The organism is Archangium gephyra (assembly GCF_042230915.1).
GTDB classification, from domain to species: domain Bacteria; phylum Myxococcota; class Myxococcia; order Myxococcales; family Myxococcaceae; genus Archangium; species Archangium gephyra_B.
Map to the genome: position 1 here is coordinate 1,734,913 of NZ_CP102578.1, position 26,133 is coordinate 1,761,045.

The 26,133-nt window shown below is 71.8% G+C and carries 17 protein-coding genes; 11 read left to right on the forward strand and 6 right to left on the reverse strand.

Annotated elements, in window-relative coordinates; all coding sequences use genetic code 11:
- Positions 1-60: 60 nt before the first annotated feature.
- Complete coding sequence (locus tag NR798_RS06945; RefSeq protein ID WP_375770632.1) at positions 61-2,007, reverse strand: metallophosphoesterase; 1,947 nt, start codon at positions 2,005-2,007, stop codon at positions 61-63.
- 201 nt (positions 2,008-2,208) lie between these two features.
- On the opposite strand from NR798_RS06945, the gene NR798_RS06950 reads away from it, so the two are divergent.
- Genes NR798_RS06950 through NR798_RS06965 form a run of 4 tightly spaced genes read left to right on the forward strand, consistent with a single transcriptional unit; the run spans position 2,209 to position 5,977 of the window.
- Positions 2,209-2,742, forward strand: coding sequence for a prepilin-type N-terminal cleavage/methylation domain-containing protein (locus tag NR798_RS06950; RefSeq protein ID WP_375770633.1), 534 nt, complete (start codon positions 2,209-2,211; stop codon positions 2,740-2,742).
- On the forward strand, positions 2,739-3,149 hold the full coding sequence (locus NR798_RS06955) for a hypothetical protein (RefSeq protein ID WP_375770634.1): 411 nt from the start codon (positions 2,739-2,741) through the stop codon (positions 3,147-3,149). Before NR798_RS06950 ends, NR798_RS06955 begins: the two co-directional genes overlap by 4 nt.
- A complete protein-coding gene (locus tag NR798_RS06960; RefSeq protein ID WP_375770635.1) occupies positions 3,143-4,183 on the forward strand; it encodes a PilW family protein in 1,041 nt (346 codons plus the stop codon). Before NR798_RS06955 ends, NR798_RS06960 begins: the two co-directional genes overlap by 7 nt.
- Positions 4,184-5,977: a hypothetical protein gene (locus NR798_RS06965; RefSeq protein WP_375770636.1), complete on the forward strand. Its 1,794-nt coding sequence runs from the start codon at positions 4,184-4,186 to the stop codon at positions 5,975-5,977.
- On the opposite strand, the gene NR798_RS06970 is transcribed toward NR798_RS06965, so the two are convergent.
- Positions 5,971-6,681, reverse strand: coding sequence for a YqiA/YcfP family alpha/beta fold hydrolase (locus NR798_RS06970; RefSeq protein ID WP_375770637.1), 711 nt, complete (start codon positions 6,679-6,681; stop codon positions 5,971-5,973). The two genes, NR798_RS06965 and NR798_RS06970, sit on opposite strands and share 7 nt — an antisense overlap.
- A gap of 387 nt (positions 6,682-7,068) precedes the next feature.
- Here NR798_RS06970 and NR798_RS06975 point away from each other — a divergent pair, with 387 nt between their 5' ends.
- From NR798_RS06975 to NR798_RS06990, 4 genes are all read left to right on the forward strand, one after another.
- Positions 7,069-7,860: an SDR family NAD(P)-dependent oxidoreductase gene (locus tag NR798_RS06975; protein ID WP_375770638.1), complete on the forward strand. Its 792-nt coding sequence runs from the start codon at positions 7,069-7,071 to the stop codon at positions 7,858-7,860.
- 15 nt (positions 7,861-7,875) lie between these two features.
- Positions 7,876-8,667 carry a PhzF family phenazine biosynthesis protein gene (locus tag NR798_RS06980; protein ID WP_375770639.1) on the forward strand — a complete coding sequence of 264 codons (792 nt, stop codon included), beginning with the start codon at positions 7,876-7,878 and terminating at the stop codon, positions 8,665-8,667.
- Between the two features lie 429 nt (positions 8,668-9,096).
- A complete protein-coding gene (locus NR798_RS06985) occupies positions 9,097-10,341 on the forward strand; it encodes an exonuclease SbcCD subunit D C-terminal domain-containing protein (protein WP_375770640.1) in 1,245 nt (414 codons plus the stop codon).
- Complete coding sequence (locus NR798_RS06990) at positions 10,338-14,123, forward strand: AAA family ATPase (RefSeq protein ID WP_375770641.1); 3,786 nt, start codon at positions 10,338-10,340, stop codon at positions 14,121-14,123. Before NR798_RS06985 ends, NR798_RS06990 begins: the two co-directional genes overlap by 4 nt.
- 4 nt (positions 14,124-14,127) lie before the next feature.
- On the opposite strand, the gene NR798_RS06995 is transcribed toward NR798_RS06990, so the two are convergent.
- Positions 14,128-14,946 (reverse strand): TIGR02266 family protein, encoded by an 819-nt coding sequence (locus NR798_RS06995; protein WP_375770642.1) that lies wholly within the window; start codon positions 14,944-14,946, stop codon positions 14,128-14,130.
- A 284-nt stretch (positions 14,947-15,230) separates the two neighbouring features.
- On the opposite strand from NR798_RS06995, the gene cglD reads away from it, so the two are divergent.
- From cglD to NR798_RS07010, 3 genes are all read left to right on the forward strand, one after another.
- A complete protein-coding gene (gene cglD, locus NR798_RS07000; protein ID WP_375770643.1) occupies positions 15,231-18,560 on the forward strand; it encodes an adventurous gliding motility lipoprotein CglD in 3,330 nt (1,109 codons plus the stop codon).
- Between the two features lie 152 nt (positions 18,561-18,712).
- Positions 18,713-19,462: a YceI family protein gene (locus tag NR798_RS07005; RefSeq protein ID WP_375770644.1), complete on the forward strand. Its 750-nt coding sequence runs from the start codon at positions 18,713-18,715 to the stop codon at positions 19,460-19,462.
- An 11-nt stretch (positions 19,463-19,473) separates the two neighbouring features.
- The gene (locus NR798_RS07010) at positions 19,474-20,454 is read left to right on the forward strand and encodes a c-type cytochrome (RefSeq protein WP_375770645.1); all 981 of its coding nucleotides are present in this window, start codon (positions 19,474-19,476) and stop codon (positions 20,452-20,454) included.
- 51 nt (positions 20,455-20,505) lie between these two features.
- Here the strand turns inward: NR798_RS07010 and NR798_RS07015 are convergent, their stop codons facing one another.
- From NR798_RS07015 to NR798_RS07025, 3 genes are all read right to left on the reverse strand, one after another.
- Positions 20,506-20,889 carry a DUF2914 domain-containing protein gene (locus NR798_RS07015; RefSeq protein ID WP_375770646.1) on the reverse strand — a complete coding sequence of 128 codons (384 nt, stop codon included), beginning with the start codon at positions 20,887-20,889 and terminating at the stop codon, positions 20,506-20,508.
- 27 nt (positions 20,890-20,916) lie between these two features.
- Positions 20,917-24,252: an adenylate/guanylate cyclase domain-containing protein gene (locus NR798_RS07020; RefSeq protein WP_375770647.1), complete on the reverse strand. Its 3,336-nt coding sequence runs from the start codon at positions 24,250-24,252 to the stop codon at positions 20,917-20,919.
- Positions 24,253-24,362: 110 nt separating this feature from the next.
- A complete protein-coding gene (locus tag NR798_RS07025; RefSeq protein WP_375770648.1) occupies positions 24,363-26,120 on the reverse strand; it encodes a M14 family zinc carboxypeptidase in 1,758 nt (585 codons plus the stop codon).
- Positions 26,121-26,133 lie beyond the last annotated feature (13 nt).

Sequence of the window (26,133 nt, forward strand, 5' to 3'; positions counted from 1 at the left end):
GGGGAATGCCGCCCGGCATCCTCGCCGCGTCCGGGCGGCATTCCAACCGGAAGTACCAGGTTACTGCTGCTCGAGGGCGGTGGCGGGCTCCGGCTCGTCCGCCACGGACTCCATCGTGTCGGCCGGCGGCACCGGCTTCTGGTTGCGCAGGAACTCGGGCTGCCGCGTGGGGTCATACGTGGGGCCCGCGGGCGCGTCCACGGACATGGCCGAGACACCGGAGGGCTGTGCCACCGCGGCGGGCAGCGTCTTCGTCAGCGTGAGGCTGTCGCGCACGGCGCCCGTGGAGGAGATGAACTTCGTGGTCAGCGTGCCGCCGTCCACCACCACATCCAGGTAGCCCACGTTGGAGTTGTCGCGGAAGGCCGACCAGCTCGGCTGCGAGCCGGGGAAGGGGCGCAGGGTGGCGCCGCCGCTGCCCACCACCAGGTAGGGGATGCCGCGCGTGCCCGCGGGGGCCACCGCGTCGCCCTTCATCGGCTTGGTGCGCTCGTAGTTGTGATCATGGCCGGTGAGGACCAGGTCCACCCCGTACTGCTCGAAGAGGGGCGCGAAGTCGCGGCGCATGGCCGTGCTCGACAGGTGCTCGCCGCTGGACCAGGGCGGGTGGTGGAAGAAGACGACCTTCCAGGGGCGGCTCGTGGCGGCCAGATCCTGGGCCAGCCAGGTCTTCTGCAGGGCCGTGGTGCAGTCGCTGACGGTGAAGCTGCGGCAGTTGGAGTCGAGCGAGACGAAGTGCACCGGACCCCAATCGAACGAGTAGTAGCGCTCGCTCTTCGCGGGGTTGTTGGCCGGCAGGTAGAAGTTGTCCAGGTACGGCTTGCCCGTGCTGGTGACGTACTCGTGGTTGCCCGGCGTGGGGAAGAGGGGCACCTCGCGCAGCAGGGCCGCCATGGGCTTGAACATGTTGCTCTGGAACTCCGCGTCGGTGCCGGAGGAGTACGCGTTGTCGCCGAGCGTGAGGAGGAACTCGCCGGCGCGCGCGGGCGTGAGCTGCTGGAGCACCTGGGACTGCAGCGAACCGCCGGTGCCGAAGTCACCCATGGCGGTGAAGTGCACGCGCGTTGTCTCGGGGCCGGTGGCCGTCTGGAAGCGGCGCACGCCGGTGACGGAGCCGCAGGCCTCGACGACGTAGCTGTACGAGCGGCCCGGGAGCAGCCCGCTCAGCTTCACCGCGTGCTGCCACCCGGCCGCCGTGGCCGTGGCGGTGCGCGAGATGTCCGAGCCCTCGCCGTAGCGCACGAAGGGCGTGCAGGACACGCCGGTGCGGAAGGCCACCAGGGCGCTGGTGGTGCCCACGCTCTGCAGGTACGGCTGGCGCGGCAGCGCCGGGCCCGAGTCCGTGGTGGGGGCGGTGGGCGGCGTCGGCGTGGGCGTCGTGGTGTCGTCGCCGCAGGCACGTGCCTCGGTGATGGAGGCCCAATCGTTGACGGTGTTGCCGTTGACGGTGACGCGCAGGTAGCGCGCCTTGCGCGTGGCGGTGAAGCGGTACGTCTGGGCGTCGGCCGTCAGCGCGCTGGTGGCCGCGTACGCCTGGGTGAAGGTGGTGCCGTCCTCGGAGGTCTCGAGCGTGAAGTGGTTCTGGCGCGTGGCGCCCTGGTGCCAGGCGATGGTGGCGCCGCCGAGCGCCTGCGAGGTGCCCAGGTCGAGCGAGAGCCACGAGCCCTTGCCAAGGCCGCTCCAGCGGGTGGCCAGGTTGTCGTCCTGGGTGTTGGTGGCCACGCTGCCCGCGCCGTCATCGCCGCTGGCGGTCGCCTTGGCGGTGGTGAGCTGGCGGCAGTTGCTCGCGGTGAGCCCGGACGCGGTGCTGCCCAGGTTCCCGGCCGCGGGGGCGGAGGGCGCTTCGTCGGTGGGCGGGCTGGCGGCCGGCGGGCTGGCGGGAGCCTGGGCCGGTGCCTCGGCTGCCGGAGCCGCCGAGGGGGAAGAGGGGGCGGGCGCTTCACAGGCCGTGGTGAGCAGGGCGCCCAGCAGACACGAGGATGAGAGCAGTCGGTTTCGTTTGTGCATCGTGGGGGCCCAAACGGGAGGCTCCGACAGGCATTCCTCGGCGGAACCGCAACCGCCGTGTCCCTGGCTGCTGACCCGCCGGGCCTCCTGGCCCTCGTGTGTCCGCACCAGGGGCGCCAGGCTCGGACGGTGGGGGAAGCGGTCTTTTCCCGAGTAATGATTTTTTGAGGCGGGCAGGGAGCGGTACGATGCGGGCCCCCCATGCCACGCAAGACACGCGGATTCACACTCACCGAGGTCCTCATCACGGTGGCGTTGCTGGGCCTGTTCACGGGCCTCACCCTCACGGCGCTCGGGCCCCTCAACGGGCGCTATCGCCGCAGGCAGGCCGCAGAGCTGGTCGCCGCGGGGGCGGCGCGGGCCCGGCTCTTCGCCCGGGACTCGGGGCGGTGCTTCCACCTGGAGGTCTCCCAGGACGACACCCCGGTGAGCACCGGGAGCCCGGGCAACCGGCTGCGCCTGTCGCGCCGGGCGAGCGCCGACTGTGAGACGCCCGCCTCCGCGGCGGACCTGCAGCTCGTCGAGTCGGTGCCCATGCCCCCGTTGACGACGGTGCGCGTGGAGACCGGCGTGGCGGCGGTGTGGCGGCCCAACGGCCGGCTGCGCGACGAGGACGGGACGAGGACGCCCGCGAAGCTGCGGGTGACGTCCGGGGACGGGGAGCTGTCCATCCTGCTCGCCGTCCACGGCCCGGTGTGCGTGACGGAAACGCTGTCGTCGGAGACCTGCCCATGAGCGGAACGAAGCACGGGCGCGGGCGCGGGTACGTGCTCGCCGAGGCCCTGGTGGGCGGCGTGGTGATGATGCTCGCCCTCGTCGGCGTGTTCGGCGCCCTCTCGCGCGGCGGCGAGCACGTGGGCCGGGCCGTGGCGGACCAGGATGCGTCGCAGCGGGCCACCGAGCAGCTCGAGTGGCTGCGCGGGCAGCCTTCCAACTCCGCGGCCTGGGAGGCCGGCAAGACGAAACCCTGCCAGGCGCTGCTGGTGGAGCTTCCCCCCGGGTGGACGTGCACCGTCACCGTGACGCAGGTGGTGGACACGGCCGTGGCCGCGCCCATCTCCGGCTCCCTTTTCTACAAGCGGGCCGTGGTCCGGGTGGACTACCGCGGCACCTCGCTGTCGCTGGAGGCGCTGCGATGGTGAAGGGGCGCCGGGGCTTCACGCTCATCGAGCTGCTGGTGGGCAGCGCGGTGGCGCTCACCGTGCTGGCCGTCGCGTTCGCCGCCTTCGTCCGCATCACGGCCATGCATCGCCGGCAGGTGGAGCTCGCGGAGATGAAGCGGAGCGCCGCGCTCGTGCTGGGGCAGCTGGGCGCGGAGCTGCGGCAGGCCGGGCTCGGACGCCCCCGTCATGCGCGCGCCGAGGGCGGTGCCGAGCTCTTCCCCCCCACCTTCCTGGTGGCGCAGGAGCATCAGCTCGCCTTCCTCACGGACCTGCCCCGGCGGGACTCGAACTTCAACGGGTACTCGCAGCTCGCGGATGACCAGACCACGGGGCTGCCCGCGAATGGGATTGCCCTGCTCAACGAGCTCAACGGCGGCTGCGACATCTCCGATGCCACCGCCCACTGCTCCTCCAACGAGGAGAGCCTGCTCTTCGCCCCGGACGCGGGCACCGACGACTGCGCGGACTCGGCCGATGCGCCCACCTGCCCCTGGGGCCTCAACCGCTACCAGGGCCAGGAGTACCTCATCGTGGCCAACCAGAAGGGCAGCTGGGTGGAGCGGCAGCTCAAGGCGTCGCTCCATGCCTCGGTCACCGGGGGCCGCAGGACGCTCGTCCTCGAGACGGGGCTCCCGGCGGACTTCCTCTCCGGCCCCAACCGCGGCTTCGTCTCCACGCCGGACCGGGTCTACTACGGGCTCGACGCGGGTGGGGTGCGGCGCAACCAGTGCTGGGGCAGCATCTTCTCGGGCGGCGCGTTCAGCCTAGCCTGCTCGGACACCTTCACGACCACCGCGACGGGCTGGGAGGTGCTCACCACCGGCGTGGCCCCCAACGGTCTGCGGTTCTCCTATTGGACCGCCAATGGAACCCTGCTCCCCGTGCCCGTGACGGACGAGGTCGATCTGCGCGGCATCCGCCGGGTGGACATCGAGCTCGACCTCGAGCGCCCGCTGCCCGATGGCGAGACGTTGCGCCACTCCGCTTCCCTCTCCATCACCCTGAGGCAATGAATGCGTCGCGGCTTCACGCTGTTGGCCCTCCTTCTTGTCCTGGCCGCGATGACCCTGCTCGTCGCCGCGACGCTGCAGCTCGGTGAGGACGAGCGGCGCAGCGCGAGCCTCGTGCGTCACGACGCGCGCGCCCTGGCCCTCGCGGAGGCCGGCGTGGAGCGCTCCCGCGCGTACCTGGCCGCCCTGCTCGCCACCAACGTGGACCTGGACCGGGCGTTGGACCCGTTGCTGGACACCGACTGCGCCTCGCTCCCCTCTCCCGTCAGCGGGCGGGACGATGACAACCTGCCCGTCTTCACCGTGGGGGATACGGTGGTGCTGCCGGGCTCGGGCAAGCGCTTCTTCCGCGTTCCCCACGAGGATGGCGCGTACCTGGTGCGCTTCGACGACAACGACGACGACGGGGATTCACCCGCTCCCGAGGCCGCCACCTCCAACAACCCCATCGGCGGTTGCTCGGAGGGGGATGACCTGGCGCCGGGCAAGAACAACCCGCTCCGGGACAGGGATCAGACCGTCATCGTCACCGTGGTGGGCCTCTACCCGGGCACGGACCCGGCCACCGCCCAGGCGCGCAAGGTGCTGCGCGTGCGCGTCGGGCCCCAGCCCGCGGCCGGCATCATCGCCGGGGGCAGCATCGACCTGGATGGCGCCTCGCACGTGTGCGGCCTCCATGGCGACATCTTCGCCACCGAGGACATCACCGGTACCGGCTGCATGTGCGGCACCAAGTGCAAGGGAGGCCCGCCGAAGAAGCAGGCGTGTGATGCCAACACCACCTGCCTGGCGCAGTCGGGCGGGGACGTCTGCTCCGCGACGGGGGGAGGCTCGGCCAGCCAGTGCGTACCCGGCACCTCCGTGCCTCCGCCTCCGGTCGTCAACGTGTGGAGCAGCCTCAACGCGCCCCCGGGCTGCGTTGGCCTCACGTGCACGCCCTTCTACTACCTGCGCGACCTGGGCACCGGCGCCCAGGTGCACATGTGGAACTACTCCAAGTCCGGCTGCGAGCGGCCCCAGGCCTGCCCCCGCATCTTCCACCCCGGGGAGTCGTCGGCCACGGAGCCGTGCAGCAAGTGCTGGGAGAAGGTCCACGATGGTGCGAGCTGCTCGGGCTCGGGCAAGAAGGAGATCCGCAAGCTCGACGACGTGAGCCTGACAGTGCCCCTCCCGCTTCCCTGGCTGACGGGCTGTAGCAACACGGCCCCGCTGGTCTGGAAGGCCAGTAGCGTGAGCTTCACCTCCGTGAAGGACTGCGATCCGAGCACGGGCCTCTACCCGGTGCCGTCGCCCGGCCAGTGGAGCAAGGACACGTCCTTCAGCGGGAGCTTCCAGTATGGCGGCGCGCGGCTCCCGCGCGGTGTCTGGATGGTGGAGGGCAACGTGGACTTCGGGACCAACTCGCCCGCCTGTGCGGCCTATCCTGTCGGCTGGAAGGGCGCCACGGTGCTGGCCCAGGGCGACGTGGACCTCCATGGCGAGCTCAGCTTCATCCCCGCCCACCCCCGCGGCATCGCCCTGCTCGCCGGCCGCGACATGAAGGTCTCTCAGGGCAACACCTATATCGACACGTGCGGCCAGAGCGCGGCCCTGCTCGTCCACGAGCAGTTCTACATGGTCGCCAACAGCCACCTGACGGGGCAGCTCGTGGTGGAGAACGCGGGGCAGTGCTCCGGGCTCGTCACGGGCTCCGCCATCACGATGAAGGGCAACGCCACCATCGAGGTGGTGGCCCCTCCGCCCATCCCCTCGGGCCGGTCCGCCTCCGTGCTCGACTGGAGCGAGTCCGCCTACTGAGGGACGGCCGCCCCTTCTGGCGGGAGGAGGAAGGGGCGCAGGAAGTCATCCGCCTCGGCGGCGATGCGACCGAGGGACTCCACCAGCTCGTGCCCATCGTCCACCTCGACGAGCCGGACGTGGCGCTTGCCGTGTGCCCACTCGCGCGAGTAGCGGATGTCCGTCGTCGTGTCCCGGCGCCCGTGAATGAGGAGCGTGGGCACTCGCACGTCCGGCCAGCCCCCCGAGCGGGCCTCGATGGTGTCCAGGTCGTGGATGAGGCCGAAGTGCACGCGCACCGGGCGCTTCTCCGCGTAGTCCTGCGTCTCCAGCCAGCCCGTCTCCTGCCAGCGGCGCATGCCCTCGGCGCCCACCGTGCGCCGCATCTGCTCCGGGGCGCGCAGCGCGGGGGCCAGGAGCACCAGTGCGCACACCCGCGCGTCCTCCTCCGCCACGCGGCAGGCCGTCAGCCCGCCCAGGCTGGAGCCGAAGACGATGGCCCTGTCCCGCTCGCCGCCGATGGCGTCGCGCACCGTGCGCATCATCGCGCTCAGGCTCAGGTGCTCGAGCGAGGGCTGGCGCAGGTTCAACCGCTCCAGGTGGATGCCCTGGCGCGCGTAGTGCCCGGCGAGCGCCACGCCCTTGGCGGACTGGGGACCCGAGGCGAAGCCGTGCAGGTAGAGCCAGCGCGGGCCGGCGGGGGAGGAGGGGCCAGGGACGTTCATGCCGGCGCACTCTAGCGCCGCGAGGACGAGAGCCCCGGGTTGGTGGGAAACCCGGGGCCCTCCTGCTCGCGTCAGCGGTCACCCGCGTCGCGAATCGCGGACCAACGCGCACCCCTTGAGCACCGCTCGTGCCAACCTCCCAAGTACCCGGACTTCCTGGCGCGGGCCCGTCCGGCTCGGGGTGGAGCTGGAACATGGGGGCGCAGGGGGGTTGTAAAGCGTCCATGCACTCCGGTGTCCAACCGCTGGGATTCCCGCGGGAAATCCACCGCGCATGGCTCTGTCCAGGAATGGGACACCCGGGGGGAAGGATGTCCGGATGCAGGACACCTCGCGGGTAGTGGGGAGGCGCGCACCCCGGCCGGAAGGTGCTATGCCGGGGGGCCTATGACTGCACCCGTGGCGCTCATCACCGGCGGCTCGCGAGGCGTGGGCCGCGCCCTCTCATTGCGGCTCGCCAAGGCGGGCTACGACATCGTCTCCACCTACCGGCGTGATGCCGAGGCCGCCGCCGAGCTCATCAAGGACGTGGAGGCGCTCGGCCGCCGCTGCCGCACCGTCATCGCCGACCAGCTCGAGCCGGCCAGCCTCCATGCCGCCTTCGACCTCATCCAGCAGGAGTTCGGCGCGCTGGATGTCTTCGTGGCCAACGCCGCCTCCACCGCCTTCACGCCGCTGATGCAGATGAAGCTGCACCAGATGGACAAGACGTTCAACGTCACGGTGAAGAGCTTCCTGCTGGGGGCGCAGCGCGCGGTGCCGCTGATGGAGGGCCGCAAGGGCCGCATCGTGATGGTGTCCGGCATGGACTCGCGCATGCCGCTGCCCTTCCACGGCTTCCTCGGGGCGATGAAGGGCGCCATGGAGATTCTGGTGAAGTACCTGGCGGCCGAGCTGGCGTCCTCCGGCGTGCGCGTCAACGCCGTCAACCCGGGCTACATCGACACCGAGTCCAGCCGCTTCTACATGGGCGAGGCCTGGGAGGCGCTCGAGGCGAAGGTGAAGGACAGCGTGCCGGTGGGCTACGTGGCCAGCGCGGATGAGATCGCCAAGACGATTGAATGGCTGTGCTCCGAGGGCTCCTCGTACGTCAACGGCCAGACGCTGGTGGTGGATGGGGGGCTGGAGGTGAACTACGCCATGCAGTTCGCCAGCGCCCTCACCCAGTCCGGCAAGTAAAGGAAGAGGTCATCCATGCCTACCCGCCTGCGCCTCTATCAGGTCGATGCCTTCTCCTCCCAGGTCTTCGGAGGCAACCCCGCCGCGGTCTGCCCGCTGGATGCGTGGCTGCCGGACGAGGTGCTCCAGGCGATTGCCGCGGAGAACAACCTCTCCGAGACGGCTTTCGTGCTGCGCGACGAGGTGCGCGGCTGGCAGATCCGCTGGTTCACCCCGACGCAGGAGGTGGACCTGTGCGGCCATGCCACGCTGGCCGCGGCTTACATTCTCTTCACGCGGCTGGCGCCGGGACTGGAGCGGGCGCAATTCAACTCGCGCTCGGGGCCGCTGGTGGTGACGCAGCAGGAGGGGGAGTGGATGGAGATGGACTTCCCCTCGCGGCCGCCGGAGCCGTGCCCGGTGCCGGAGGGGCTGGTGGAGGCGCTGGGCGCCGAGCCGCGTGAGACGCTGGTGTCGAGGGACTTGCTGGCCGTCTTCGACACGGAGGAGCAGGTGAGGGCGCTGGCCCCGGACATGGGGAAGCTGGCCCAACTGGAGTACTTCGCGGTGACGGCGACGGCGAGGGGATCGGAGGCGGACTTCGTCTCGCGCTTCTTCGCGCCGCGGGTGGGCGTGCCGGAGGATCCGGTGACGGGCTCGGCGCACTGCACGCTGGTGCCCTACTGGGCGCAGAAGCTGGGCAAGAAGCAGCTGCTGGCGCACCAGATTTCCCACCGCGGCGGCGTGCTCCAGTGCGAGGACCGCGGCGAGCGCGTGGGCATGGCCGGCCAGGCCGTGCTGTACCTCGAGGGCCACATTTCGCTGTGAGGCCCATTCCACTTGTCACCGGTGACAAGTGAAACGGGGGTCATCCATTCCACTGGTCACCGGTGACGACCGGAATGCGCGCTGCCGAATCCACTTGTCACCGGTGACAAGTGAAACGGGGGTCATCCATTCCACTGGTCACCGGTGACGACCGGAATGCGCGCTGCCGAATCCACTTGTCACCGGTGACAAGTGAAACGGGGGTCATCCATTCCACTGGTCACCGGTGACCAGTGAAACGGCTCGGGCGGCCCGTGCGGCATTTTTTACAGGCTGCCTCCGCCCGGCCGCCCACGGCTCCTCCATGTAGGTGTCACTCCCGGGGTTGGCGTCGCGCCTGCCTGCGGGCACACTGCGCGCCGCCTGAACGTGCGAGCAGGACGGGGACCCACCCCTCTCTCGTCGCGGACACAGGAGGGGAGCGCACGGATGCGCCTGCTGCACACGTCGGACTGGCACCTGGGGCACACGTTGTACGACACCTCGCGCGAGGCCGAGCACGCGGCCTTTCTCGAGTGGCTGCTCGACACCCTCGAGGCCCAGAAGGTGGATGCGCTCCTGGTGGCCGGCGACATCTTCGACACCGCCAACCCCAGCGCCGAGGCCCAGGCCGCCTGGTACCGCTTCGTCGCCCAGGCCCGTATCCGCTGCCCCAAGCTCGATGTCGTCGTGATCGGCGGCAACCATGACTCCGCGGCCCGGCTGGATGCGCCGGACCCCCTCTTCGCCGCGCTCGACGTGCGCGTGGTGGGCGGGCTGCCCAAGGCCCGGGGCTCGGTGGACCTGGAGCGCCTGCTGGTGCCGCTGAAGAACGCCCAGGGCAAGGTGGGCGCGTGGGTGGCGGCGGTGCCGTACCTGCGGCCCGCGGATCTCCCGCTCGTCTCCGAGGAGGCGGGGGACAAGCTCATCGCGGGCGTGCGCTCGGTGTACGCCGAGGTGCTGGAGGGCGCGCGGGCGAAGCGCAAGCCGGGCCAGGCGCTCGTGGCCATGGGCCACTGCTACATGGTGGGCACCGAGCTGTCCGCGCTCAGCGAGCGCAAGATTCTCGGCGGCAACCAGCACGCGCTGCCGGTGGACCTCTTCCCCGAGGACCTCGCGTACGCGGCGCTCGGGCACCTGCACAAGGCGCAGCGGGTGGGCGGACGCGAGGGCGTGCGCTACAGCGGCTCGCCCATTCCCCTGTCGCTCTCCGAGGCCAGCTACGCGCACCAGGTGCTGCTGGTGGAGCTGGAGGGCGAGCAGCTCTCCACCGTGCGGCCGTTGCACGTGCCGCGCCGGGTGGAGATTGAACGGGTGCCCAAGCGCGACGCGGCCACGCTGGATGACGTGGTGCAGTTGCTGGAGGCCCTGCCCGCGCTGGAGGCGGACACGCCCGACTGGCGGCGCCCCTACCTGGAGGTGTGCGTCGCGCTGCCCCGCCCCGAGCCCGCGCTGCGCCGCCGGGTGGAGGCCGCGCTCGAGGGCAAGGCCGCGCGGCTGGTGAAGCTCACCCCCGCCTATACCGGCAGCGGCCACACGCTCGCCGAGGCGCGGCCGGGCGTCTCCCTCAAGGAGCGCACCCCCGAGGACGTCTTCCGCGCCCGCTACACGCGCGATTACACGGAGCCCTTGGAGCCCGCGCTCCTCGAGGCCTTCCACGCGCTGCTCACCCAGGTGCAGGAGGACGCGTCATGAGGATTCTCGCCATCCGGGGCTGCAACCTGACGAGCCTCGCGGGGGACTTCGCGCTGGAGCTGGACCAGCCGCCGCTCGACAAGATGGGGCTGTTCGCCATCACCGGGGCCACTGGCGCGGGCAAGAGCACGCTGCTGGACGCCATGTGCCTGGCGCTCTTCGACCGCACCCCGCGGCTGGGCGAGCGCGGCGGTGTTCCGGTGGGGCGCGCCGACGAGGACGAGGAAGCGCGGCTGATGGCCAACGACGTGCGCGGCATGTTGCGGCGCGGCGCGGGCGAGGGCTTCGCCGAGGTGGACTTCCTCGGCAAGGACGGCCGGCGCTACCGCGCGCGCTGGTCCGTCTGGCGGGCGCGCAAGCTGGCCGAGGGCCGCTTCCGGCCGCAGGAGATGAGCCTCACCGACGTGGCCACCCAGCAGCAGTTCGGGCGCACCAAGTCCGAGGTGCTCAAGGCCATCGAGGAGCGGCTGGGTCTGTCCTTCGACCAGTTCCGGCGCTCGGCGCTGCTGGCGCAGAACGAGTTCGCCGCCTTCCTGCGCGCGGACGCCAACGAGCGCGCGGAGCTGCTGGAGCGGATGACGGGGACGGAGGTGTACAGCCGGGTGTCCATGGCCGCGCACCAGCGCCACAAGGAGGCGCAGGAGGAGCTGACGAAGCTGGAGCAGGGCGTGGCGGCCATTGCGCGGCTGTCCGACGAGGACCGCGCGGCGGTGGAGGCGCAGCGGACGCGGGAGGAGGCGGCGCTGGGCGAGGCCCAGGCGGTGCAGGCGCGGGCCGAGCAGGCGCTGCACTGGTACACCGAGCGGGCGCGGCTGGTGGCGCAGGAGGCCGAGGCGGAGCAGTCGCGCCAGCGCGCGGCCCAGGCGCTGGAGGCCGCGGAGCCCCGGAAGGCGGAGCTGGAGCGGGTGCGCGCGGCGGAGGTGCTGCGGGCCCCGTTGAGCCGGGTGGACGAGGCCTCCCGGAGGCTGGTGGAGGCGGAAGGAGCGCTGACGGCGCGGCGCGCGGAGGCGGAGGCGGCACGGGCCTCGGCGCAGGTGCGCGAGGAGGCGCGGGCGAAGGCGGAGGCACGGCGAGCCGCGGCGGTGGAGGCGGAGGCGGCCGCGCGCCCGGCGCTGGAAGAGGCGCTGAAGCTGGACGCGGAGCTGACGCGGGCGCGCAGCGATGAGCAGGAGGCCGTGCGCAAGCTGGAGGCCGCCCGCGAGTCCGAGCGCGTGGCCCAGGAGGCGCTGGCGCGGGTGGCCCGGGAAGAGGAGGCCGCGCGCGCGGAGCAGAAGGCGGCGGAGGCGTGGCTCGGCGAGAACAAGCGCCTGGAGGCGATGGCCCGCGAGTGGCCCCGCTGGGAGGCGGAGCTCACCCGCTACGGCCGCGCGGCACAGGACGAAACCAAGGCCCGCGAGTCCCTCGCGCAGGTGCAGTCGCGGACGGGCGCGCTGCGGACGGAGGCCGAGCGCCGGGGCGAGGAGAAGCGCAAGGCGGACGAGGCCCTGGAGGCGGCGAAGGCCCGCGTGGCCAGCGCCGAGGCCGCGCAGGGCAAGGAGGCGGGCGCGGAACGCCGGGCCCGCCGGGTGGAGTTGCAGTCCCGGCAGGAGGGGCTGCGGGCGTTGACGGATGCGCGCAAGGGCGCGAGCGAGGCGGCCCGGGCGGAGCGGGAGGCGGCCGAGGAGGCCAGCCGGGCCCGTGCGGAGCAGGCGTCCGCGGCGGCCGAGGCCGAGGCCGCGAAGGTGCGCCGCCTCGAGCAGGAGGCCGCGCTGAAGGAGGCGCGCCGGGCCTTCGCCGAGGCGCGGGCGACGTTGGACCTGGCGGAGCACCGCGCGGAGCTGCGGGCGGGCCAGCCCTGCCCGCTCTGTGGAGCCACCGAGCACCCCTACCGCCAGACGGGCACCGCGCTGGAAGGGCTCGCCACCAAGGCGCGGGCGCGGGTGGAGGAGCTGGAAGGAGAGGCCGCGGGGGTGACCCGGGCGGAGGCCGAGGCCAGTGCTCGCGCGGCGGCGGCGGGCCCTCGCGCCTCCCAGGCGGAGGCCCGGCGGGAGGCCGCGGCGCAGCTGCGTGTCCAGCAGCGCACGGCGTGGAGCCACGCGCGCGCGAAGCTCGCGGGGACGTTGCCCCCGGAGGACGTGGAGGCCGAGGGCCTCGAGGCCTGGCTGGAGGCGTCGCTCGCGGAGGTGAAGGCGCTGCAGGCCGGGCTGAATGCCGAGGAGGAAGCGGCGGAGAAGCTGGAGCGCGCGGCGAAGGAGGCCCGGGCCGCGCTCACCGCCGTGCTGGAGCGCCAGGAGGGGGTGGAGAAGGCCGCGCGTCAGGCGGACGAGGCGCTGCGCCAGAGCGCCGAGGCCGAGGCCGCCGCCAACCGCGAGGTGGAGCAGGCCGCGCGCGTGCGCCAGGAGGTGCTGGAGGTGCTGGCGGCGCCCTTCAAGGAGCTGCCGCGCTGGCAGGAGTCGCTGGCCGCGAAGCCGGTCGACTTCCGTGCGCACTGCGCGAAGCGGGTGGCGGAGTGGAATACCCGCGAGCAGGCGTCGAAGGACGCGGAGACGCGCGTCGCGCAGACCAAGGAGAAGCGCGTTCCGGCGGAGACGGCGGCCGGCGTGCAGCGCGCCCTGACCGAGAGCTGCGCCCAGGCGCTCTCCCGGGCCCAGGAGGCGCTGCGGGAGAAGCAGGCCGCGCGTGGGGCGCTGCTCGGCGGACGTCCCACCGCCGAGGTGCGTGACGGGCTCGAGCGGGAGCTGGCGGACGCGTCCCGAGCCTTCGAGTCCGTCCGCGCCGAGGCCGAGAAGGCGAAGCAGGAGGCCGCCGCCGCGGCCGCGCGTGCTCAGGACGCGGTGCAGGCCCAAGCGTCCGCGGGCACCGCCAGGGCAGAGGCCGAGGCGGCGCTCTCGGCGCTGCTGTCGGCGCGGAGTCTCACGCTGGAGGCCGTGCGTCTCCTGCTCGCGCGGGATGCCGCCTGGTGCGAGGCCGAGGAGCGTGCGCTGTCGGCGCTCCGTCAGGCCCAGGAACACGCCCTGGCCGTGCTGACGGAGCGCCAGGCGCAGCGCACCCGGCACGAGGCCTCCGGTCTCCCCTCCATCACCGAGACGGACGCCCCGGCCGCCTGTGAGCGGGCCCGTTCGGACACCGAGGCCCGGCGTCAGTCCGCCGCCTCGTTGAAGGCCCGGCTCGACCAGGACGACGAGGCCCGCCGCCGTCACGGGGAGCAGGCCCGGCTCCTGGAGGAGAAGCAGCGCGCCAGCGGTGTGTGGCGCACCCTCAGCGAGCTCATCGGCTCGCACGATGGCCGCAAGTTCAAGGTGTTCGCCCAGAGCCTCACCCTGGACGCGCTCCTGTACTACGCCAACGCGCACCTCGAGGAGCTGGCCCCGCGCTACCGCCTCATGCGCGTGCCGAAGTACGACCTCGACCTGCAGGTGGTGGACGGGGACATGGGCGACGAGGTGCGCGGTGTCTCCAGCCTCTCGGGCGGGGAGAGCTTCCTCGTCTCCCTGGCGCTCGCGCTCGGGCTCGCCTCGCTCTCCTCGGAGACGACCCAGGTGGAGACGCTCTTCATCGACGAGGGCTTCGGCACGCTGGACCCGGAGACGCTGGAGGTGGCCCTCGCCACGCTGGATGCGCTCCAGGCCACCGGCCGGCAGGTGGGCATCATCTCCCACGTGTCCGGGCTCGCTGAGCGCATCGGCGCGCAGGTGCGGGTGGTGAAGCAGGGCGCCGGGCGCAGTCGGCTCGTCGTGGTGGGCGAGGCGGGAGTCCTCGTCTCCCCGCTCCCCGAGGCACGGCCCGCGGCGTCGGTGGGGTAGGGCGTCAGCTCGCCGGGCCGCTGGCCAGGCTCGCCAGGTAGCGGTCCAGCGTCTCGGCGAAGGTGGGGTCGTCGTTGAGGAAGGCGAGCCCCACGCCGCCCTTGTACGGATCGTCCACCACGTGCACCACCAGGGCGTCTCCCTGCAGGCGCTCGCCGTTGGGCAGCCGCACCTGCACCGTCACCACGCTGTCCACGGGAGGGCGGTGCGCCGTGCGCACGAAGAGGCCGCCGTTGGAGATGTTCGTCGCGTGCTCGCGCACGAAGTCCAGCTCCGTGCGGAACTCCATCTCCAGCTTCACCGCGAAGCGGCGCCCGTGCCGCTGCGTGTCGAACGTCTCGTAGGCCCGGGGACTCTCCTGGGCGGCTGGCTCCTCCTCCGGGGTGGGGGCGGGGGCTTCCGGAGTCTCGGCCGCGGCGGGGGGGGCCGAGGCGTTGGCCGTGTTGGCGAAGTAGTCGATGGTGACGGAGCCAGGCCCGGGCGGTGGCCCTTCCGGAATGGGCTCGCGCACGGCGAGCTGTTGCAGGTGCCCGTGCAGCACGATGGCCGCGGCCTCGTAGTCCTCCAGCTCGTGGGTGTCCGGGCCGGTGAGCGAGTCGGTGCGGAACGCATCGCGAGCCGCTTTGGGCAGGCGCCACAGCTCCACCAGGGTGCCGCCACTCTGTTGCACCTGCTGGGTCAGCTCCTCCAGGGCGGTGCGCGGGTAGCTGGGTGCCTCCAGCTTCAGCTCCAGGGTGGCTTCCGCCTCCCGCAAGGCCACGACGATGCCTGGCGGTTTCGGCGGGGGCAGCAACGCCCCCAGCCCCTCCACCAGCTCTCTCACCCGCTCTGCACGGGCTGAGCCATTCCACAACGCCGCGAGACCGAACACAGGCACGTCGACGGACAATAGCCGAGCCTGCCCGCGGGTGGGTCAACCATCGTGCATTTCACACCAGTGAACGCTCCGCTAGCAGGCGAGCGGAAAGGTGTGGGCCGCCTGGACGCATTCCGTCCTGCCGCGGGCAGATCGGACCCCTGCGCCTAGACACCCACCTGGGCAACGGAGGACTGCGTGCCCAGGTTGGCGGACCGATTTGACCCCCCCTCTCTGCCTGTGTGATTGCCATGCGTTCTCAATCCCGATTCCTCGCGGCCGCGCTGCTCATGGCCGCACTCGTTACAGGCTGTGGTGATACCAAGCCCGACCCAGACCCCCAGCCCGGGGGTGGGACCGACGAGCCCGGTACCCCCTCGACCCCGCCCCCCGCGCCTCCGCCTCCGGAGCTGCCGACGACGGAGGATCCATTCGGAGAGCCTCCGGGCCCGAGCGCCGGCCCCCGCAACGCGACGATCGACACCGACTGTGACGGCCTCTCGGACGAGGAGGAGTGGGGCACCGTCTATCCCGGTGGCTTGAAGACGGACGCGGGCCGCTGGGACACCGATGGGGATGGCCTCCGTGATGGTGTCGAGGTGGGCCGCACCTCCAGCATCAACACGAGCGCGGAGTGCAAGGCCGTCTTCATCGCGGACGCGGACCCGACGCCGTCACGCGCGACGAATCCGACCATCGCGGACGCGGACGGCGACGGCCTGAAGGACGGGCTGGAGGACCGCAACTACAACGGCAAGCTGGACCCGGGCGAGACGGATCCGGCCAACCCCGACATGGATGGGGACGGGCTGAAGGACGGCGACGAGGACGCCAACAAGAACACCGTGGTGGACTTCGGCGAGACCGACCCGCGCAAGCGCGACACGGACGCCGATGGCCTCTCGGACGGCATCGAGCTGAACACCACCCGGACGAACGCGCTCAAGGCCGACACGGATGGCGACTCGTGCCTGGACGGGACCGAGGACCCCAACGGCAACGGCGTGAAGGACCCGGGTGAGACGGACCCGAAGAACGGCTCCGACTGCGGCGGCGGGACCAGCTCCACGGACACGGACGGCGACGGCGTGCCCGACGCCATCGAGGACGCCAACGGCAACGGCGCCAAGGATGCGACCGAGACCGACTTCCGCAGCGCGGACACGGACGGCGATGGTCTGTCGGATGGCGTGGAGGATCGCAACCACAACGGCGTGGTGGACTCCGGCGAGAGCGATCCGCGCCTGAAGGACACGGACTGCGACGGCCTGCTCGACGGCGCGGACCAGGGCGCCTTCAAGGGCGAGGACACCAACGGCAACGGCCTGCGCGACGTGGGCGAGACGGACCCGTCCAAGCGCGACACGGACGGCGACGGCCTGTTGGACGGCGTGGAGCGAGGCATTCCCGCCAGCTCGGCGCCTGTCACCACCTGCGGCTACCCGGGTGACACGAACCCGGCCACCACCACGGATCCGCTCAACTCCGACTCCGATGGCGACGGCATCGCCGACGGTGCCGAGGACTCGAACCAGAACGGCCAGAAGGATCCGGGCGAGTTGGATCCGCGCGACCGCACCGACGGTGCCACGACCACGCCGGCCGGCCAGGCCTGCGCGGCGGGCAACCTGCGGCAGGTCGTCTTCAAGGAGGACAGCGGCGGGGACATCCGTCTGGCGCTCCGTCCCTCCTTCACCGAGGTGAAGCAGATTGTCCTCAGCGGCAAGGGCCGGGGCTTCGTCGGCTACGACGACACGAACAAGGTGGCCTTCATCGCCTACAAGCGCGGCCAGGCGGGCTCCTCGACCACCGTGGTGGGCGACGAGCTGTTCGTGCGCGGCCAGTTCTCCCCGTCGGTGACGGCGGGCACCACGCAGACCTTCACCACCTGGGACGGCCACCCCGCGCTGCAGGCCTTCTACGACCAGAGCGCGACCACCAACCTGCGCGACTACGCCAACTCGGTGGCCAACCAGCTCGTCGGCACGGGCGCTGGGACGCTCACGGGCGGCTCGGCCGTGAGCGGCGGGTACAAGATCCAGGCGCAGTACGTCCACCGCTCCAACGCGAGCGTGCTGGTGGTGCTGGCCATCACGCCCACCACCCTCTACAGGGATCCGGGGCTCTTCGTCATGGGCGACACCGCGGGCGGCACGGCGCTGGCCCAGTTCGGTGACGCGGACGCGGTGCAGTGCGAGACCTTCACCACCGGCAACGGCATGGCCGACTTCCTCTTCGTGGTGGACGACAGCGGCTCCATGCAGACCTCGCAGGGCGCGCTGGGTGACGCCGCCACGGCGGTGGCCAACCGGCTGGGCAACTCGCAGCTCGACTGGCGCATCTCCATGGTGACCACGTCCTATACGCAGCCGGACTACTCGTGGCCCAACCGCAACGTGTTCCGCGGCTTCACGCGCAACATCGACCAGTTCAAGGCGTGGCTGCAGCAGGACGCGGCGTGCCCGGACCCCAAGCAGGGGTGCTGGGTGGGCATCGACGGCGCCAGCGAGGAGCGCTCCCTGGAGGGCGCGCGCGTGGCGGTAGACTACATGACCAACGCCAGCACGCCCGCGGACAGGAAGTACCGTCCGGGCGCCCGGCTGGTGGTCATCCTCCTCACCGACGTGCGCGACCAGCCGGACACCGTCCCGGTCAGCACGTACATCGACTACTTCAAGGGGGCCAACCCCACCGGCCAGCTCATCCAGATGCACGGCATCATCTGTGACCCGGCCGGCGGCGACTGCTACCCGGGCGAGCCCTCCGCCAACCCGCGGCACCTGGACGTCATCCAGGCCACCGGTGGCATCGTGGGCAGCATCCGCAGCACCACGTCCATCCAGAACGCCATCAACACCATCGTGGACAGCGTGATTGCCTCCACGGGTTACCGCACGCTCAAGCCGCCCATCGGCGCCTCGGTGCGGGTGGCGCTCGAGTCGGTGCAGAACCCCGCGGCGTGCGCGGCGAGCGACCTGCCCCGCAGCCGGACGAACGGCTTCGACGTGGACGGCATCAGCCAGGCACTGTCCTTCTACGGTGCGTGCCGTCCGGCCTCGGCGGGCGCGACGAAGGCCGCCATCTCCTACCGCTACTGGAGCGACCTCACGCCCAACAAGGACGGCAACCCGCCGCCCTGCTCGACGGACACGGGCTACTACGACCCGGCGGCTGCGGACTTCTGCAAGGGCAACCTCAGCTGCAACCGGCAGACGAACCGGTGTGAGTGCCCCTCGGACTGCGGCGGCGGCGGGGCTCCGGGCGAGGTGTGCAACACCAGCCGGGACGTGTGCGACTTCACCTGCACGGCGGACTGCGGCGGCACGTGCGGCAGCTTCCAGGCGTGCAACACGGCCACCTGCACCTGCCAGTGTGTGGCGAGTGCCACGTGCGCGCCGGGCTTCAAGTTCGACCCGGCGGCCTGCGGTTGCGTCTGTGACACGGCGGCGCTCAACTGCGGCTCCACCCATCAGCCCAGCGCCACCGCCTGTGCCTGTGTCTGCAAGTCCGACTGCGGCGGCTGCGGGCCGGGGACGGAGTGCAACACGAGCTACTGCGCCTGCGTGCCGAAGCTGAACTGAGCGCTCCGAGGGTTTAGCAGTCCCGGGCCGGAAGCCGCTGCGTCCCAGCGGTCTCCGGCCCGGCTGTTTCCAGGGCCGCCGACGGGAAAGTCACGTGCCGGGGCTGCTAGAGTCGTCCTCCGGAATCCTGCCCCCCGTTCCGGAGCTCATCGATGCAGAACCGTTTCCCCCTGGCCCTGGCCGCGACGCTGCTGGGCGCGGCCTCCCTGTTCGCCTGCGGTACCACCCCCGCCGAGGATCGCGAGCGCGTCACCTTCCCCGCCCGGGATGACTTCCCGGGCCTGGGCGGTGTGGAGTCCCTGTCGCCCCGCTCGCGCACCTACACGTTCGACCCGAGCTTGGAGAGCAGCTACCTCTACGTGCAGCTCTTCAGTGCCTCGCTCGGGCATGACCACGTGGTGCGCGCCACGGACTGGTGGGGCTCGCTCGCCTTCGACCCTTCCAACCTGGCCGGGTGCGCGGTGTCGGTGACGGTGCAGGTGGAGGGGCTCGACCCCGAGCGCGACGAGATGCGTGACCTCACGGGCCAGGACCGCGTCTCCCGGAGTGACCGGGAGCAGATCCGCGAGCACCTGCGGGCCCAGGAGCAGCTGAACCTGGATGAGCACAAGACGATCGAGTTCACCTCGCGCTCCTGCGCGCTCACGGGTGAGAAGGGGATGGATGGGCGTGCGGTGGTGGAGGTGACGGGCGACCTGACGTTGCGCGGCGTCACCCGGGAGGTCCGGCTGCCCCTGGAGGTGGCGGTGGATGAAGCGCAGGTGGCGGCCCGAGGCGTGCTGACCACCCGCCACTCGGACTTCGGCTTCGAGCCCTATTCGGCGCTGGGAGGGCTCTTCAAGAACAAGGACGAGCTCTTCTTCGTGCTCGACGTGCGCGGCCAGCGCGTGCCCGGGAAGTGAGAGGACGTGAGATGAAGAAGGTACTCGTCGCGGTGCTCGCCGTCGTGCTGCTGGGCGTGTTGGGGGCGGCGGGAGTCGCCTGGGGGCTGCGGCCCCGGATGCGTCCGGCCCCGGACCGGAAGGTGGAGGCCACTCCCGAGAAGCTCGCGCGGGGCCGCTACCTCGCGGAGAACGTGGCCGCCTGCCTCCACTGCCACTCGCAGGCGGACAAGTCCCTCTTCGGCATGCCGCCGAAGCTCGGCACCGAGGGGGCGGGTGGCATGTGCATGGGGCCGGAGGATGGCTTTCCCGGCACCCTGTGCGCCTCCAACCTCACGTCCGACCCGGAGACGGGGCTCGGCCGGTGGATGGATGGGGAGATCATCCGGGCCATCCGAGAGGGCGTGAGCCGGGATGGGCGGCCGCTGATGGCCATCATGCCCTATGGCTTCTACCGGGACATGTCGGACGAAGACGTGGAGGCCATCGTGGCTTGGCTGCGGACCCTTCCGGCCGTCCGTAGCCCGCTCACGGCGCCGCGGTTCGACTTCCCGCTCAACGTCCTCGTCCGCTTCATGCCCGAGCCCGTGGAGCAGTCCGTCCCCGCGCCGGCCCGCTCGGACACGGTGGCCTACGGCAAGTACCTCGTCACCGTGGGAGGTTGCGTGGAGTGCCACACGCCCGACGCGGGGCCACGGGCCGGGCAGTGGTTCGCCGGAGGCCGGGAGTTCGAGCTGGAGAAGGGCGTGGTGCTCCGCAGCGCGAACCTCACCCCGCATGCGACGGGCATGGGAGGGCTCAGCCGGGAGGAGTTCATCGGGCTCTTCAAGCGCCACGCGGGGCCCGGGGCCCGGCGCGAGGTGCCGGAGCGGCTCAACACGCTGATGGCGTGGCTGTCCTACGGGGGGATGGCGGAGCAGGACGTGGGCGCCATCTACGACTACCTGAAGACGCAGCCTCCGGTGGACAACGCCGTCACTCCCTGGAGCCTGCCGGGCACGGCCACGCCGTGAGTCAGGGGGCGCCCGGGTGAGGCCCGGGCGTCCACCGGTGCGGCGGGGGTGTTACTGGACCTGCACCTGGAAGCTGGTGGAGCCCAGCTCGGTGCCGTCGGTGCCCACCACCTTGGCCGTCCAGGCGCCGGAGTCACCCGCGCGGAAGGTGCGGTAGGCGTGCGTGCGGTACGACGCGCGGGGCACCTTCAGCTCCGTCTTGGACACTTCCTTGCCGTCCTTGGACCAGACGATGTTCACCGTGCCGGGCTCCACGCCGGTGAGCTTGGTGGCGGCGTAGATGCGGGTGTTCGGGGCGACGGTGAAGCTGTCGGAGGTGCCGGTGACCTCGTACTTCTCGACCCCGGTGCCGACCTTCACGGTGGCCTCGGCGGCGTAGGCGGTGGTGGTGAGCAGCAGGGTGGGCAGCAGGAGCTTCAGGGCAGTCTTGAGCATGTGTGGTGTCCTCGGTGAGAGGAGCACCTACGCTAGTCCATCCCCCTGACGCGTCGAGCTTTCGGCGTGGCGGCCGGCCTCCTCCAAGAGCGCGCGGTGGGAGGGGATGGCGAGGAACGAGCGCCGCAGCCCCTCGTCATGGAGCTTCCCGGCCCACTCCTGGAGTTGACGGTGGGCCGTCTCCAGGACGCGGGGCGCGCGGGCGTCCTCCTGGTCGCGGAGGACCTGGAAGCACGTGAGCCATATCCAGAAGGGCTCCTCCACGCCATGCAGGGGCGCCTGCTCCAGGTGCGCGAGGAGCTCCTCGGCGTACCCGCGCGCCTCCTGCCGCTCACCCGCCGCGAGCGCCACGGCGGCCAGGCCCGTGATGGCCTCCACTTCCTGGTGCCGCATCCGCGTCTCCACCCGGATCCTCCGGGCCTGCTGGAACGCCTCCCGGGCCTCGGGCAGGCGTCCCAGGGAGCGCAACGCGTGGCCCCGGCTCATCCAGGCATAGCCCTGGTAGCGGGGGCTGCCGATCTCCTGGCCGATGCGCAGCGCCTGCTCGGCGAGCTCGAGCGCGCCGGGGGCGTCACCCAGGTGGTGGTGGAGGAGCGCCAGGTTGCAGCGGTCCACGCACTCCCAGAACCGGTAGCCGATGACGCGGCTGAACTGGAGCGTCTGCTCGAAGTCGGCCTTGGCGCCGGCGAAGTCGCCCAGGCTCTTGCGCACGTAGCCCAGGTGCCGGAGGGCGGAGAACTCCAGCCAGCGGTTGCCCATGGCCCGGCAGAAGGGGAGCACCCGGAGGATGTAGGCGAGGCTCGTCGCCAGGTCTCCGAGCTCATGGAGGGCCGCGCTGAGGTTGAGCAGGCTCTCCACCTCCAGCTGCTCGAGCCGCGCGGACTCGGCGAGCGCCAGGCTCCGCTCGAACTGGGTGCGGGCGCTCTCGAAGTCCCCCTGGTGGTGGCGCAGCATGCGTCCCCAGCGCAGGTGGCCGAGCGCCTCGCTGGCCACGTCTCCAATCTGCTGGGCCAGCCGGATGGCCTTGCGCACCGCCTCCACGCCCTCGGCGAACTCGCCGACCTCCGAGGCGTAGAGGGCGCGGCGCAGGGCCACCTCGATCTGCCGCCGCTCGTCGCCGAGCAGCTCGGCCAGCGCCTCCATCATCTCCAAGTCCAACCGCTGCGCCCGCCGCTCGCCGATGACACCGTGCACCTTCTCGAGCGCGGCCACGATGGTGTAGCGCTCGGCGAGGTTCGCCTCGGACGTCAGCAGCAGGGCCCGGTCCAGGAACGAGCGCGCCTCCGCGTTGGCGAACAGGGACAGGGCCTCCTCTCCCGCGCGCCGCAGGTAGACGGCCGCGCGCGTCCCCTGTCCCGAGGCCTCCAGGTGGTCGGCGATGAGCCCCAGGTGCTCCCGGGAGCGCTCGCCTCCGCGCGCCAGCAGCCACTCGGCGATGCGGCCGTGGAAGGCGCGCCGCTCGCGCTTGAGCACGGTGTCGTAGGTGACTTCGCGCACGATGGCGTGCTTGAAGATGTACTCGCGCGTCCCGGCGAAGGCGGGCGTGGACTGCTCGAAGATGAGCTCGCGCTCCTGGAGGGCGGCCAGCGCCGAGTGGAGGGAGACGGGCGGCTGCTCCTCCTGGCCCATCCGCTCGAGGGCCTCGTCCCAGAAGATGCGTCCCACCACCGAGGCCCGCTGGAGGACTTCGCGCTCATGGGCGGGGAGGCTGTCCAGGCGGACCTGGAGGACGCCGCTGAGCGTGGAGGGCACCTTGAGCGAGGTGAGCCGGCGGGGCTCCACGCGCCAGCGCTCGCCCTCCGCGAGGATGACGCCCTCCTCGAGCAGCATCTGGATGAGCTCCTCGAGGTAGAAGGGGTTGCCCTCGGCGCGGGAGACCACGAGCTCGTCGAGGGCGGGGGGGATGGCCTCCACCTTGCGCAGCAGCTCCTCCACGAGCCGGTGGCTGTCCTGTTGGGAGAGGGGCCGCAGCTCGAGCCGGACGTGGTTCGGGGCGGTGGCCCATTGCGGCCGCCGCTCGAAGAACTCCGGCCGGGCGGTGCACACCACGAGGAGCCGCTCCGGGGCGAGCGTCTGCAGCAGGCGCTCGAGCAGGTCCAACGCGCTGTCATCGGCCCAGTGGATGTCCTCGAGGAAGAGCACCATGGGCTCACGGCTCAGCAGGGCGCGGAAGTACTCGCTGAGGGCGGCGAGGCCGCGGGCCCGCAGGCCCTGCTCGTCCATGGGGTTGCCCTTGAGGTGAGGGCTGTCGCTGAAGTCGAAGCCGATGAGGGAGCCGGCGAAGTGGGCGCGGATGCGGCTGGAGGCCTCGGGGCCGAGGGCCTCGAAGAAGCTCTCCTCCAACCGGGCGCGCACCACGCTGGGCACGTCGCTGCCCTGCACCTGGAGGTGGAAGGAGAAGAGATCTCTCAGCAGGGCGTTGGGGTGCCTGCGCATCTCCGGGCTGCCGCGGCCGCGCAGACACCGGGGCGGGGAGGGCAGCGACTCGAGCCACGTCTCGAACTCGCCGAGCAGCCGGGACTTGCCGATGCCCGCCTCGCCGGTGAGGGTGACGCGCTGGCAGCCGCCGCCGGAGAGCGCCGTGGACAGGGCGGAGCGCAGGTGGCGCAGCTCCTCCTCGCGCCCCACCAGCCGGGCCCAGATGCCGTCCAGCCCGCGCCCCTGGCGGTGGAAGGTGCGCGGCCGGGCGGCCGTCACCCGGTACACCTGGAGCGGCTCCTGCTTGCCCTTGAGGCGCAGCGGCGGCTGGGGCTCGGTCTCGAAGGCCCCGCTCACCTGGCGGTAGGTGCCGTGGGAGATGAGGATGCCGCCCTCGGGACAGGCCTGCTCCAGGCGGCTGGCGGTGTTGACGGTGTCGCCCATCACCGTGAGCTCGCCGAGCGTGCCCACCACGCCCAGGAGGACGGGGCCGGTGTGGACGCCGATGCGCATGCGCAGGCCCTCGGGAGGGCCGGCCAGGAAGGAGTCGAGCTGGGCCTGGATGTCCAGGGCGGCGTGGAGGGCCTGCTCGGCGTCGTCCTCGCGCGCGCCGTCCGCGCCCCAGAGCGCCATCACCGCATCGCCGATGTGCTTGTCGATGCGGCCCCCGTGCCGGACGATGGCCGCGTCCACGCGGGCCCAGAGCTGGTTCATCAGCTCGCTGACGTCCTCCGGGTCCATCTGCTCGCTCAGGGAGGTGAAGCCGCAGAGGTCGCCGAAGAGCACCGTGACGTGGCGGCGCTCCAGGGGAACGCGGGAGGCGAGGGCGGCGAGCCGTGCGCGCAAGGCCGACAGGGCGGCCTCGGTGGCCTCGGGGCCCAGGGTGGGGCGCTGGGCCTCCAGCAGGGCCATGGCCTGCTCGAGCAGCTGGCGTTCCTTGCTCATCGTCCTCCGGGAGCCGGCATGGGCCGTATTTCAGCACATGACCGGTGATCGACCCACCACGATAACGGGGGGCTCCGGGGCCTGCCACCGACGCGGAGTGAGGAGGGCCCTCAGCGCGCCGGTTTGAGGCCCGTGGGGGCCGAGTCCGTGCGGAAGACGGGGTAGAGGTTGAAGCGGGCGTCGTAGGCCGGGTGGCGCTCGTAGAAGAAGCGCAGGCGGGCGCGCGGGTTGCGGGCGAACTCCGGGTCCTTCAGCTTCTCCTCCCAGGCGGCCTTGACGGCGGGGTCCTTGGCGAGCAGCTCGCGCGCGAAGGGCTCCAGGACGTAGTCCTCGACGTACTCCTTCTGCTCGAAGTGGTTGTTGAAGAAGCCCCAGGCGAGCAGCGAGTCCGGCCCGAGCGGCTCGAGCAGGTGCGCCAGCAGGGGCACGTTCGTCTGCGCGGCCGGCACGTAGAGCGTCCCCGCGGGCAGCGTCTGCGGCTCCTTCTTCCACTGGCCCTTCACGGACAGGCCCTGGCGGCCCTCGACGGAGGCGGGGCGGAACTTCGCCTCGGTGGCGCGGAACACCTCCACCTCGGCGGAGGGGATGTCCTGGCCGAGCCGCTGGAAGCGCAGGCCGTGCGTGGCGAGCTTCTCCGCCACCCAGCCGGCGTGCGCCGGGGCCACCAGGTAGCCGCCCGCGGGCAGCGAGGCGGTGAGGGCGGGGCGGAGCTCCTCGTAATAGGGGATGGTCCACACCTGGGGCTTCGTGTCGTCGTAGCGGACCCACGGCTGGGTGGTGAGCTCGGAGGGGGGGCGCTCGTAGGCGTAGCCGCGGAAGGGGAAGGGGCGCTGCTTCTCCGTGTTGTCCCAGACGAGCACCACCTCGCGGACCTTGCCGGAGGTGGCCTCGGTGTCGGAGGCCTTCACGGCGGACAGGAGCGCCTGGCCGTCGCGGGCGGTGAGGCGCAGCAGGCCCTCCAGCACGTGGCGGGTGGTGGCCACGCGGTGGGCGTAGGGCTTCCAGGAGTGCGTCTCCACCAGCATGCCGTAGCGCCGGTGGGCGGCCCAGTACTGGTGGCTGAAGCGCGGGGGAGACACGCCGTAGGTCACCCCCGAGGCGGGGTCATCGTTCTCCCGGAAGGAGGGGTAGAAGGGCAGGGGCAGGTGGCCCTTGGCCTCCAGCTCGGTGAAGAGCTCCTCGCGCAGCTTCGCGCCGAGGGTGCGCAGCGTCTCGGGGCCCACCATCTGCGGCTCCAGCTGCACGCTCACATCGTGCTCGAACTTGGCGCCATCGGTGACGTGCAGGTCCACGTAGAAGAGCGGATTCCAGGTGTGCAGCAGCTTGAGGAGCGCCACCATCTCCGGGGCGTCGGCCTTCACGTAGTCGCGGTTGAGGTTGAGGTTCTGCCCGGAGACGCGCCAGCCCATCTCCTCGGGGCCCACCTGGTTGGGGCGGTTGTTGGGGCCGAAGCGCTCGTGGCCATCCACGTTGAAGACGGGCACGAAGACGGCCGTCACCTGCTTCAGCGCGCCCGGCACGGCCTTGCCGTCGAGCAGGTCGCGCAGCAGCCAGAAGCCGGCGTCCTTGCCATCGATTTCGCCGGCGTGGATGCCGCCCTGGAAGAGGACGACGGGGCGGCCCTTCTTCGCGGCGGCGGCGGGGGTGAGGGTGCCATCCGCGCTGGCGACGAGGGCGAGCATGGGGCGGCCCTCGGGGGTGGTGCCGAAGGTGTCGCAGCGCACCTTGCCGGGGTAGCGCTGGGGGAAGGCGCGGCAGAGGGACTCGACCTCCGCGTAGCGGCCGGTGCGGCTCCAGCCGCTCTGCTCGGCGACGGTGGTGAGGGGAGCCTGGTGGAGGGTGAGGGCGAGGAGGACGGACAGGAGCATGGCACCCCCCTCA